Source organism: Enterococcus sp. M190262, assembly GCF_005843965.1.
GTDB classification, from domain to species: domain Bacteria; phylum Bacillota; class Bacilli; order Lactobacillales; family Enterococcaceae; genus Enterococcus_D; species Enterococcus_D gallinarum.
On record NZ_CP040461.1, the window covers coordinates 2270891 to 2283618 of the forward strand.

General features: G+C 40.0%; 10 protein-coding genes. 7 read left to right on the forward strand and 3 right to left on the reverse strand.

The window, feature by feature from the left end; all coding sequences use genetic code 11:
* Positions 1 to 10: 10 nt before the first annotated feature.
* Positions 11 to 3175 (forward strand): DEAD/DEAH box helicase, encoded by a 3165-nt coding sequence (locus FE005_RS10630; protein ID WP_138371754.1) that lies wholly within the window; start codon positions 11 to 13, stop codon positions 3173 to 3175.
* Positions 3176 to 3258: 83 nt separating this feature from the next.
* Here the strand turns inward: FE005_RS10630 and FE005_RS10635 are convergent, their stop codons facing one another.
* On the reverse strand, positions 3259 to 3990 hold the full coding sequence (locus FE005_RS10635) for an HAD family hydrolase (RefSeq protein ID WP_138371755.1): 732 nt from the start codon (positions 3988 to 3990) through the stop codon (positions 3259 to 3261).
* A gap of 247 nt (positions 3991 to 4237) precedes the next feature.
* Between FE005_RS10635 and FE005_RS10640 the strand changes: the two genes are divergently transcribed.
* The 6 genes from FE005_RS10640 to FE005_RS10665 all read left to right on the forward strand — a co-directional run bounded on the left by FE005_RS10640 (position 4238) and on the right by FE005_RS10665 (position 11231).
* On the forward strand, positions 4238 to 5953 hold the full coding sequence (locus tag FE005_RS10640; RefSeq protein ID WP_138371756.1) for an ABC transporter ATP-binding protein: 1716 nt from the start codon (positions 4238 to 4240) through the stop codon (positions 5951 to 5953).
* Between the two features lie 677 nt (positions 5954 to 6630).
* Positions 6631 to 7029, forward strand: a complete 399-nt coding sequence (gene spxA, locus FE005_RS10645; protein WP_003127030.1) for a transcriptional regulator SpxA — start codon at positions 6631 to 6633, stop codon at positions 7027 to 7029.
* A gap of 154 nt (positions 7030 to 7183) precedes the next feature.
* On the forward strand, positions 7184 to 7834 hold the full coding sequence (locus FE005_RS10650) for an adaptor protein MecA (RefSeq protein ID WP_003127031.1): 651 nt from the start codon (positions 7184 to 7186) through the stop codon (positions 7832 to 7834).
* Positions 7835 to 7916: 82 nt separating this feature from the next.
* Positions 7917 to 8912 (forward strand): competence protein CoiA, encoded by a 996-nt coding sequence (locus tag FE005_RS10655; protein WP_138371757.1) that lies wholly within the window; start codon positions 7917 to 7919, stop codon positions 8910 to 8912.
* Positions 8913 to 8978: 66 nt separating this feature from the next.
* Positions 8979 to 10796: an oligoendopeptidase F gene (gene pepF, locus FE005_RS10660; RefSeq protein ID WP_113849879.1), complete on the forward strand. Its 1818-nt coding sequence runs from the start codon at positions 8979 to 8981 to the stop codon at positions 10794 to 10796.
* A 186-nt stretch (positions 10797 to 10982) separates the two neighbouring features.
* A complete protein-coding gene (locus FE005_RS10665; protein ID WP_113849878.1) occupies positions 10983 to 11231 on the forward strand; it encodes a hypothetical protein in 249 nt (82 codons plus the stop codon).
* A gap of 104 nt (positions 11232 to 11335) precedes the next feature.
* Here FE005_RS10665 and FE005_RS10670 read toward each other — a convergent pair whose 3' ends face one another.
* Together FE005_RS10670 and FE005_RS10675 are read right to left on the reverse strand one after the other, a co-directional pair.
* On the reverse strand, positions 11336 to 11992 hold the full coding sequence (locus FE005_RS10670) for a DsbA family protein (protein ID WP_103299933.1): 657 nt from the start codon (positions 11990 to 11992) through the stop codon (positions 11336 to 11338).
* A gap of 88 nt (positions 11993 to 12080) precedes the next feature.
* Positions 12081 to 12674: a CYTH domain-containing protein gene (locus FE005_RS10675; protein WP_138371758.1), complete on the reverse strand. Its 594-nt coding sequence runs from the start codon at positions 12672 to 12674 to the stop codon at positions 12081 to 12083.
* Between the last annotated feature and the right edge of the window lie 54 nt (positions 12675 to 12728).

The window sequence follows — 12728 nt, forward strand, 5'->3', positions numbered from 1 at the left end:
TCAGAAGCATATGAAATGGAGTATTCCAGAAAAAGTCATTGAAAGAGGTCGGACCTATCTAAATGAAGGTCGCGTCCTATCGGTTATTCCAGATCCAGAGAGAAAGGTATGGCATGCGGAAGTCTTGGGAAGTGAGCTATATTTAGTCGATCTTGATGCGACGGCTAAAGAGATCGATTATTGCCAATGCCCCTATTGGGAAGAACATCACTATTGTAAACACACTATAGCTGTTGAACTTTATTTACGAAAGCAAGGTAAAACAAGACAAATCACAGAAGAAAAAAAGCCAGCAAAAGCCGCATTTTCGGCTTCGGAGATGTTTTCTCAGGGATTCAATCGATTGCAGTCTGGACAGCGGACGATCACTCCTTTGCAAATTGAATATCGTGTCGAAAATCTGACCACGAACCCTTACCACCAGGAGATGGATGTTCTAGGGATTTCACTAAAAGTCGGTCAACGGGGAACTTCAAAGACATATGTCGTCAAAAATATCTATAAATTTTTGCAAGTCTATCAAGAAAAAAAGAGCTATCTGGCGAACAAACAAACAGAGTTTCTTTTAACGAGTGAAGCATTTGACCAAACCAACAATGATATTCTGATCCGCTTACTAGGCATTGCTCAGACACAGCAGCTGATTGGACAAGCTGGCATCCAAGTGAAAGGCAAACTAGACAAAAAGTATTTGCTATTGCCTGTTGAATACGGGAAAGAACTATTAGAGAAAATGAACGCTGCTTATATGCAGTTAACGATTGGCAACGCTAAACTTCGTCAAGTGACTTTTTCTGAAGGCAAGCCGCTGCATTTTCGTGTTCAAAAAGAACACGGTCAATTTCCGTTATCTTTGACGAGGGATTTTGATCACTTGCTGAGCTATTACAATTGGGGCCTTCAAGGCGATACGATCGTTGAATTGACGATGGACCAAAAAGAAGTCTATTTGACGATGCAGCAATTATTCAAACGCTTTGAAGAACCAAGAATCATTTATCCAAAAGCGGAACTGTCCAACTTATTTATGCAAGTTTTGCCTCATTTACGCAAGATCGGCACGGTAGAGATCACAAAAGAGGTCGGAGCAGAGATCCAAGAGAGTCCGTTAGCCGTTGTTTTTTCACTGCGTAAAATCAAAGGTCAGATCGATTTGCAAATTGATTTCAATTATGGCGAAGTGACTTTTTCGACTGACGAAAAGCATCAAGTGATTCCTGAGGCCCATCCAGAGATTTTAAGGGATTACCCACAGGAAAAGCGGATCGAACAAGTAGTTGAAAGAATGAAGTATCAAAAAAGTATCAAAAATTGGTTCAAAGCGCTACCGGAAGGGGAAGAATTGTTTGCCTTTTTCACTCGTGAAATTCCTTTACTGCGCCAACTAGGAGAAGTACGTATCGGCAAAAAATTGCGGGAACTTTACTTAGATGCACAGCAGCACCGTCCAACGATCGAAATTGAAGAAAATGGTTCCTGGCTGGATATTCACTTTGATGTCAGCGGGATCGCTGAATCGGAGATCGATGCTGTCTTGCGGAGTTTGTTGCAGGCTGATCGTTTTTACACGACAGAAAATGGGCAAGTTCTTTCACTGGAAACAGAAGCCTTTCAAGAAGCAAGCGCCGCGCTGAAAAAATTACGGACAGCCTTTGTATCTCAGTCAGGTACGTTACAAGTTCCGTTGAATCAAGGATTGTATTTGCAAGAAGAACTAGCTGACCAAGCAACTTTTAGTCAAGGATTCAAACAAATGACGACAGATTTGATTCATCCAGAAAAATTTTCTGCACCATTGCCTCATCAGCTCCAAGCGCAATTAAGACACTATCAGGAAGTCGGATTTCGTTGGCTGAAGATGCTGAGTCAGTATCAATTTGGCGGCATACTTGCAGACGAAATGGGATTAGGGAAGACAGTTCAAACAATCAGCTACTTGTTGTCCGAAAAGCAAGAGAAGCAACAGTTGAATGCTCTGATCGTTGCACCTGCGAGTTTGACGTATAATTGGCAGCAAGAAATCAAACGCTTTGCACCAACGATCCAGTCGGTGGTGATCAGTGGTTCTCGGGAGGAACGCGGCAGCCAATTACAGCTGCCGGCAGATGTCCGCATCACATCTTATGCCAGCTTACGGCAGGACATCGACCAGTACCAAGAATTAGGTTTAGCGTATTTGATCTTGGATGAGGCGCAAATGGTCAAAAACAGCGGAACCAAAACAGCACAAGCATTGCGTTCTTTAAATGTTCCCCATCGATTTGCATTGAGTGGAACACCCATCGAGAATAATCTTGAAGAGTTGTGGTCCTTATTTGAGATGATCATGCCGGGATTTTTCCCAAATAAACAACGCTACAAAGAATTGACGACACAAGAGATCGCAAAAATGATCAAGCCATTCATATTGCGACGCGATAAAAAATCCGTTCTTCAAGATCTGCCAGAGAAGTTAGAAACGAATTATTATAGTGTACTGACAGAAGAGCAGAAAAAAATCTACCTTGCGTATTTGCGCCAAATGCGGGAAGAAATCGCACAAATGGATACAGCAGCATTTCGCAAAAATCGTATCAGCATCTTGGCTGGCCTTACTCGTTTGCGTCAAATCTGCTGCGATCCGCGATTGTTTGTGGAAGATTACGAAGGCACATCAGGCAAGCTAGAACAGGTCAAAGACCTGATTCAAGCAGCAAAAGAAAACGGCCGCCGTGTGCTCTTATTCTCACAGTTTACAAGCATGCTTTCGATCATTGAAGAAGAACTTGCTCAAGAAGGAATTGAAACCTTCTATTTACGAGGAAGCACTCCTCCTCAAGACCGTTTGAGTATGGTCGATGCTTTCAATAGTGGAGAAAAAGATGTCTTTTTGATCTCATTAAAAGCCGGCGGAACTGGATTGAATCTGACAGGGGCGGATACGGTCATTTTATATGACTTATGGTGGAATCCTGCAGTGGAAGAACAAGCCGCTGGTCGGGCACATCGAATCGGTCAGAAAAAGGTTGTGGAAGTTTGGCGAATGATCGCTGAAGGAACCATTGAAGAACGAATGGATGCTTTGCAACAAGAAAAGCGGGAACTATTCCAAAAAGTCATCCAAGGGAATGAAGCCCAGCTGAACCAAATGACGGAAGAAGATATTCGCTTGATTTTAAGCATTGGTGAAGAATAGATTCAGCGAAAACAAAACCCTTGATACGAAAGCAAGAGACAGCTAGGATGCGAAGATTTGCATCTATAGCTGTCTCTTAGTTTTTAGCGAGCCATCACAACTGCATCTGTAAAGGATAAGATACCCTCTGTCAGCTCTTCAAAAGCAGTTAACGTACAGTCAGGGTGACAATTTTTGATTTCGGGAGCTTGGCGTCGGCGATGATTCAGCCAAAGGGCTTGCCATCCCGCTTGTTTACAGCCAAAGACATCATTGTCAAAGTTATCTCCCACGTATAATGTCCGTGAGGGATCTAAATCAAACCGTTCTTCAGCAAGCTGAAAAAGTTCAATATCCGGTTTTTGGTACCCTGTTACTTGAGAAATCAGCATGTATTCTGGATGGATCCAGCGAGTCAATTCCAATTGATCGATTTTCTTTTGTTGGTGATCTGTTGGGCCATTGGTAATGATTCCAAGCTTGATAGGTAATGAAGCCAAGGTATTGAGAGTTTCTTCTACGGCTGGATGAAGTTGGATGTTGTCTAGCTCTGTCTCGTAAGTCGCTTGAAACAATCGGCTAGCATCATTTGATAAAGGAGAGTAGCCTAAATCAATCAGCGACTGACATAGTCTAAAGGTACGAAATTCTTCTAATGTCCATTCTTTTGAGATGACTTTTCCAAAATGGTCATCGCTATGTACGCGAAAACGAATATAAAGAGGATGGAGATCTGTTGTTGCTACTTCAGGTATGATGGTTGTAACCGCATTTCGAAATGGTTGTTGTTGATCGTATAAAGTATCATCGACATCAAAGATTACCGCATTAAGCAAAAGAGACACGCCTTTCAAATGTAGTGAAAATTTTCATTTTGTTTTCGAACATATAATAGCGGATATCTTGAGAGAAAAAAAGGGCTTAAAGCTTGATAAATAAAGGTTTTATTTACTAATTTTAGAAATCCTTGGTCTCATCGCTTTTTCAAATTTGAGTGAATTTTACCCTTTTCAATCGATTTCTCATTTTGCTTTTCCAGAAAGACTTGCTTATAATGTAGATTAATGAAAAGGAGGAGGAAGTGTGTTAAAAAGGTTTTTTAGCTATTATCGGCCATACCGGTCATTGTTTGTCTTAGATTTTACTTGTGCTGTCTTTGCAGGGCTGCTTGAATTGGTTTTTCCAGTTGCCGTGAATCAAGTGATCGACAAGATTATGCCGCAGAACAATTTTCGGCTGATTTTGCTCGCTTGTTTGGGGCTATTTTTATTTTATCTGGTCAATACGATCTTGCAATATATCGTGGTCTTTTATGGCCATAAATTGGGTGTCAATATCGAGACAGATATGCGTCAAGAATTATTCCGACACTTACAGACACAGTCTTTTGAATATTATGACAATCAAAAAACTGGACGTTTGATCAGTCGGCTAACGACTGACTTGTTTGAAATATCAGAAGTTGCTCACCATGGTCCCGAGGACGTCTTTATTACGATCATGACATTGATCGGTTCATTCTTGCTGATGCTCAATATGCATGTTCAACTTGCACTTGCTACTTTTGCACTGATTCCATTGATTACGATTGCACTGGTTTTCTTCAATAAGAAAATGACGAAAGTCAATACAGAGATCTATGACAATCTAGGTGAATTCAATGCTGGGGTAGAAGCAGCAGTCAGCGGCATTCGCGTGACTCAGTCTTTTGCCAATGAGACGTTTGAACATCAACGATTTGACGGTCTGAGCGGCCTTTATCGTCGTTCAAAAATCGTCTTTTATAAAGTGATGGCAATCAGTTCTGCCTATAATTACTTTCTGATTCGACTGATCAATTTGTTTGCCTTGATTTTTGGGGCCTATTACGTGATCAAAGGGGAATTGACGAATGGACAGTTTGTTGGATTTATCTTGTTATCCAATGTCTTTGTTCGGCCAATCGAAAAGGTCAATACCATGATTGAAAGCTATCCGAAAGGATTTGCTGGCTTCAAACGCCTGACAGAAGAGCTGGACAAGAGACCGGCGATTCAAGATAAGCCAAATGCCATCGATGTACACGCACTAAAAGGCGATATCGTTTATCAAGATGTTTCCTTTGCTTATGCAGATGCGACGAAGGTATTGAACCATATTGATCTAACGATTCAATCCGGCGAGACTGTCGCTTTTGTGGGACAAAGCGGTTCTGGAAAAACAACGCTTTGCAATTTACTGCCGCGGTTTTATGAAGTAACTGAGGGTCAGATCACGATTGACGGAATCAATATCCAAGACATGACGCTTGCCTCACTACGGGGCCAGATCGGAACTGTTCAGCAAGATGTTTTCTTGTTCCCGGGAACGATTCGAGAAAACATTGCTTATGGGAAATTGGATGCGTCAGAAGAAGAAATTGCTCAAGCCGTGAAACTCGCTCATTTAGAACAAGTAATCGACCAAATGCCTGAAGGACTGGAAACAGTCATTGGAGAACGCGGGGTCAAACTTTCTGGTGGTCAAAAGCAACGGGTAGCGATTGCCCGAATGTTTCTAAAAAATCCGCCAATCTTGATCTTAGATGAAGCGACCTCTGCGTTGGATACAGAAACAGAACAAGTGATTCAAGAATCATTGAACTCATTAGCTGATGGACGGACCACATTGATTATTGCCCATCGTTTGGCTACCATCAAACATGCGACAAGGATCATTGTTGTCAGCGATAAAGGGATCTTGGAAGAAGGAACCCACGAGCAACTGTTAGGAACAGGGGGACATTACAAAGCATTATATGATGCCCAGTTCAAAAATTAAACGAAAAAAGCGACTTCGATCGCTTTTTTCGTTTATATGCAAATAAACATATTCAGTGGATATCGCTGATTTCTTCAAAGAGATTTGTTAGGATTTACTTATCAAACGCTTTCTTTGTTTGTAACATTTGTCATATTCGTTGCCGATGAAATGATTTTTCACTCATAATGAGCCACTAATGACTCGGAATAGAATACGTGATAATACAGATTTCCGCTTTTTTGAAATCTTTTAATAACAAGTTCTTTTCTTTGTTTGTAAGTTTTTAACGAGTTTTAGGTGTAAAAAAAGATTGGTAAAGACCAATGAGAGAGTACTAGTATTATAGAAAGAAACTTGTATAGAGGAGTCAGATATTATCGAATATTTTATCAAAATTAAAAAACGATAGAATTAAATCACTAGAGTGATTTAAATAAATCTATGGTTCATGATACAATTTTGACACACTGTTATACAAAAGAAATGAAATTAAAAAAAAATTTGATTTTTCTCATTTAAATTGATGTAAAGTTTGTGAAAGCTTTTGTTTGAGAGGTTTCTCTTTTAATATAACTTGAGAGTTTTATTAAAAAATACAAAATTTACACTAGATTTTTTTAAAATAGTTCTGTATAATTAAAATCAAGCAAGACAACAGAACTTGCGAATGGAATTTAAAAAAGGAGAGATGCACGTTGTTGACACTATATACTTCCCCAAGTTGCACATCTTGTCGCAAAGCTCGTGCGTGGTTGCAAGAGCATGAGATTCCTTTTGTTGAAAGAAATATTTTCTCAGAACCTTTAAATATTTCTGAATTAAAAGCAATCTTACAAATGACAGAAGATGGTACAGAAGAAATTATCTCTACAAGATCCAAAGTTTTTCAAAAATTGAACATGGATCTTGATGACCTGCCGCTAAAAGATTTATTGACACTTGTACAAGAGAACCCAGGATTATTGCGTCGTCCGATCATGATTGATGAAAAACGACTCCAAGTTGGTTTTAATGAAGATGAAATCCGTCGTTTCTTGCCAAGAGATGTTCGTCAACTAGAACTACGTCAAGCACAATTGATGGCAGGCTTATAAAAATCAAATAGTTATGAGATCAGTGAATGAAAAGCTGATCTCTTTTTTTGGCATTTTAGGATTTTCTTAAGAGGATATGCGTTTTCTCTTTACTTTTCAACAGGTTTCGTTAAAATGAACCTATAGTGATTAGCAAAAGTGAGGTGTAGCTAATATGGAAATGGAACATATCAATGAAAATACGATTCGTGTACTGATCAAGAGCGAAGATTTAGCTGCTAGGGGCATCACTTTTCTTGACCTTCTTGGAAATCACAATGAGATTGAAAACTTTTTTTATAGCATATTAGAAGAAGTAGATATTGATGAAGAATTTAAAGGCAGTGAAGCGGTGACCTTTCAAGTCTTACCTAAAGGGGATGGCTTAGAATTGTTTATCAGCAAAAATCTACCGCCTGAAGGAATGGAAAACTTTGATGATATGAGCGATGGTTCAACTGAGGACATTACGGATATGTTGAAGAAGCATGTCGCGTCACAATTACAAGAGACAGAGTCCCAGCCGGAGTTAGGCAATCGTTTTATTTTTGAATTGAACAGCTTTGAAGCAATGGTTCAATTAGCGTCCGAAGTGTATTTGGATTCAGTGACCACGAATCTTTATCAAATGAATGACCGTTACTATCTAGAAGTCCAATTTATGGATAACGATACGACAGACATCGAAGTTGAGAATGCACTGGCTTATTTAATGGAATTTGCTAACCGGACACAAGTCACTTCAGAGGTTTTGGCAGAGTATGGAAAAATCATTATGGAGCATGACGCATTGGAATTGACCCGTTACTACTTCAAAAATGTCTAATGTTCACTTATAATCGTAAAAGCGAGAAAATGGCTACAATCATTTTCTCGCTTTTTTGCGTATTTCTTTTTGAGGTGAGAAGATGATTATTGCGTATGACAACCAGCAGCAGCGGATCAAAGCTGATCAGGCGAAGAAAGATTCAGAACCCTTTTATTGTCCAGGATGTCATGGACCGGTGCACTTAAGGAAAGGCCTCCTGAAACGCCATCATTTCGCTCATTATGCTGCGGCTAACTGCGAAGTGTTTAGTGAAGGAGAGACGGAGGAACATTTGTCAGCAAAGGAGCTCCTCTACGAATGGCTAACAGATGAAACGATCGAAATAGAAGCTTACTTGCCGGATTTGCAGCAGCGACCGGATCTTCTTGTGGGCAAAACAGCGATTGAAGTACAGTGTTCGGCTTTGTCTTGGAGCCGCTTTGTCCAACGAACAGAGAAGTATCTTGCCTATAACTATTCTCCTTGGTGGCTTCTAGGCAAACATCTACAGCCGCAACTCCACCATCGATGGACCGTTTTGCAAAAGGCCTGTTGCCGTTTTGCGGAGCAACCGGGGTTTTATTTGTGGATCATAGATACACAAGAGCAACGCGTTGGTCTCATATACGAGATCAATTGGCATTATAAGTGGGGTGTTTCTTTTCGTAGACGTTATTTTCGGAAAGGAGAACCTATCGGCTGCTGCCCATCGCTAAACAATTATTCTAGAAAGTCCTGTCGAACATACCATCAAAGGTGGCAGCCGGAAGCTTACCGAGTCTGGTTATTACACAAGCTGATGCAACAGCAAAAACAGATCCTCAGTCTTCAAGCACTCCTTTACCCTCTCGGAGGACATATCGGCAATCTGCCGCATTGGTGCTATCATCCCAGTGATTATGGTTTTTTGTTGGAACATCGAATTTTAGTCCTGCGTTTTTTATTTCATCAAAATGCAAATCGAAATTTTTCTCACTGGCTGAATCAGTTGCGCAAAATGAATTGGAACTGGTTGTTTCCTATGATTGATCAAGGGCAACTATTGAAACGTATTTATCAAGAATGTTCTGATTTCCAGAAAATTCAACCTTTTTGATTCTCTTAGCTCGGTTCCCGCCAAAAGTATGTTAAGATTATTTTAGTATGTAAAGGAGTGAAGAATATGTCAGAAACAAAACAATTACCAGATCGTGCGGATCTACCGGAAGCATTAACATGGGACCTTACAAAGATCTATGCCGATGATGGGGCATTTGAAGAAGCGTTCCAAGAGATCGTGGCTGAGTTGAAGCAGGCTGATGATTTCAAAGGGACATTATCACAAGGACCAGCAGCTTTCAAGGAAGCATTAGAATATGTGTTAGCGATCTCCCGTAAACTGGAAAAACTCTATGTATACAGTCATCTGAAAAATGATCAAGATACAGCCAACACAACCTATCAAGGGCTTTATGCAAAAGCCAGCAACCTTGTTGCTCAAGTAAGTGAAGCGATTGCCTGGTTTGATCCTGAATTGCTTTCAATGGATGATGCAACTATTTGGGGTTATTTCGACCAAGAGCCGGAATTGGCCATTTACCGCCATCTTATTGAAAAAACTGTCAATAACCGTTCCCATGTTTTGCCGGCTGAACAAGAAGCTTTACTAGCAGGTGCAGGAGAAATATTCGGCGCTTCTGGAAATATTTTTTCCGTATTAAACAATGCCGATTTAGAATTTCCGATCGTTGAAGACGAGAATGGAGAGAAAGTTCAATTATCTCATGGTGTTTATGGTCAATTGATGGAAAATACCGACCGTTCCGTACGGGAAGCTGCCTTTAAAGGGTTGTATGGTGTCTATGAGCAGTTCCGTAATACATTTGCCCAAACATTAAGTACCAATATCAAAGCCCATAACTTTAAAGCTAAAGCACGCCACTATGAGTCTGCTCGACAAGCTGCATTAAGTGCCAACCACATCCCGGAAAGTGTCTATGACACCTTGGTAGCTGTCGTGAATGAACATTTGCCGCTGCTGCATCGTTACATGGAGTTAAGAAAACGCTTATTGACTGTTGATACTTTGCATATGTATGATGTCTATACACCAATTCTAGGGGAAGCTCCGATTCGCTATAGCTATGAAGAAGCTGTCGCAAAAGCCAAAGATGCTTTAAAACCTCTAGGTGAAGAATATTTAGCCGTGGTAAACGAAGCGTTTGAAAATCGCTGGATCGATGTTGTCGAAAATAAAGGCAAACGCAGTGGCGCCTATTCATCTGGCGCGTACGACACATTACCCTATATTTTGATGAACTGGAATGATCGTTTGGATCAATTGTTCACATTGGTGCATGAGATGGGTCACAGTGTCCACAGTTATTTTACTCGCAACAATCAACCTTATGTTTATGGCGATTATTCCATTTTCTTGGCGGAAATTGCTTCAACAACTAACGAGAACATCTTGACAGAATACATGTTGCAAACTGAAACTGATCCTCGCGTAAAAGCCTATGTCTTGAATCATTTTCTGGATGGATTTAAAGGAACGATTTTCCGTCAGACACAATTTGCTGAGTTTGAACACTTTATGCACGTAGAAGATGCCAAAGGAACGCCATTGACTAGTGAATTTTTGAGTGACAGCTATGGTGAGCTGAATGCTAAATACTACGGTCCTTCTGTAGAAAAAGATCCTGAGATCAGTCTAGAGTGGTCACGTATCCCGCATTTTTACTACAATTACTATGTCTATCAATACGCAACAGGCTTTTCGGCAGCTTCTGCACTAGCTAAGAAAATTTTAACAGGAGAGCCTGATGCCTTAACGAAATATTTGACCTATCTAAAAGCAGGCAACAGCGATTATCCAATTGAAGTGATGAAAAAAGCTGGAGTTGATATGACTAAAGCAGATTATATCAAAGACGCGATGAAAGTCTTTGAACAACGGTTGGATGAATTGGAAGCATTAGTCAAGGAATTAGAAGCATAAGCAAGACTGTCTTAGCCACTGAAGGATCGTTGATCGATCGTCAGTGGCTTTTTTAAGCAACAGGTTGATTGCCTTATTTTGATGGTGACGCCTAGAAAAAAAGTAAGTATAGGAAGGATTTGCTTGTCAACAGAAACCTCAATTTAAACTTTAAAGTGAGAAAATCTTTTTTTATGAGTAAGCAAATTGCAAGAAGCAAAAGTATTTCCATGTTACGATAGAAATGAAAGAGGAAAGGGGGCCTTTGGAATGGACAAGGAAGAAATTTTTGCCCGTCGCTTGGATAATAGCAAGAAAAAACGGGAAGTTGTCACGAAAGAAGCTGTATCTGCCCACAAAGAGAAGCAGACCGAATTGCCGGATCAAGACCCTACAGATAAAAAAGAGCTTTCTAAAAAAGATCCTTCAAAGAAAAATTCTGATAGGACTGAATAGAAAAAACATCCAAACGATGGATCCACCCTTTGACGGTCTCTTATTAATAGGAGACCACCAAAACGAGGGTGACTCGATCAGCGTTTGGATGTTTTATTGATTGTTTAAAGCAAGACAAGTCGTCGATTCAACGAGTCGATACGAGGAACATCAGCATCCCTGATATCTTTCTTTTGATAGAATAAACGATAGTTTTCCTGATCTGTTCGGCAAAGGTGTGGAATATTTCTAAGAGCTTCCATTCCTTCTAATAAGACACCATAATCTCGTTCACAACCGAAATTATACACTACAGCCGAAGGAGACATCGTAATGCCCATTTCGCGAGCAACACTTTGGTCGGATGCGAAATTCTGCTTGATCAAATCAGACTTGCGATCTTCTAAAAACATGTCAAGATCGCCGTTTGTTTCAGCGAAAATCTGTTTGACTAATTCGAAGGAATAAGGTTCTTTATTTACGCCTACTTGACATTGAAGTTTAAGTAAAAAGTCGCGGGCGATTTTTCGACCTTGAAGCTGAGCTGCTTTGTAGTCCAATGAAGCCTCATAGATTTGACTGGTTTGTTGATTACGCAATCCTAGATCGGATCGATCCATTGAAAGGTAATCCATTGAAATCCCCACAGTGTGTAAATTCATGATTGGTAATATATGCAATTGTATTTTTTTTCTTTGATCACTCAGTGCGTCCAACAAGGTCAACTCGGATTGATAACAAATTGGACCTATCGGATTCACAAACAAATAAATCTCGATCATCTGAATCTCTCCCCAATTAAGATTCTTTTTCTTTTGTATATATTAAATATAACAGAAATTATTATAAATGAGAAATGCCTAATGAGAACTATTCATACTCTTTTTTTGACAACTTCTCTTCTAAGGCACGAATAATTTTATTTTTTGCTGGACGATAACTGATATGCAGGCGATCAAGCAAAGACAAAAATGCTCGTTTTCCTGAAGAAGCCTCTGAGACTTCCAGTTCGAGCTCATAGTCATGGGATTGGCCATACCAGCTTTCATCTAAAGCAAGTAAACCTTCTGTTACGCTGAATTCTGCTCGACGAGTCGTCAACTCAGCAAAAGGTTTCACAGCTGCCGGATCAATTTGCTCTTGGATCAAGAGATCGGCAACCGCACCGGTAAATAAGATTCTTTGATCCTCACGCAAATCAGCTGCTTCACCTAACGAAAGGATATCGGTCGTTTCCAATAACCCTTCTTTAAGAGGTGATTTAAGCGTTAATTCTGCTTTATCTTCCGTCGTCCGAATCCGCAAACCAAACTTTTTTTGTTTTAATTGATGATCCAATGTATCAAAATAAAGATTTGTTTGGGTATGAAAGGCGGAGCGATCAAGCTGATAGAAGGCAATGACTCTCTGATATTCTTCACGAGTCAACAATGTTTTAAATTCGATTTCTACTTGATGTGTCATTGTTTTCCTCTTTCCTTACAGTCCATCAAGTTTACATAACGATGGGCAATAAGT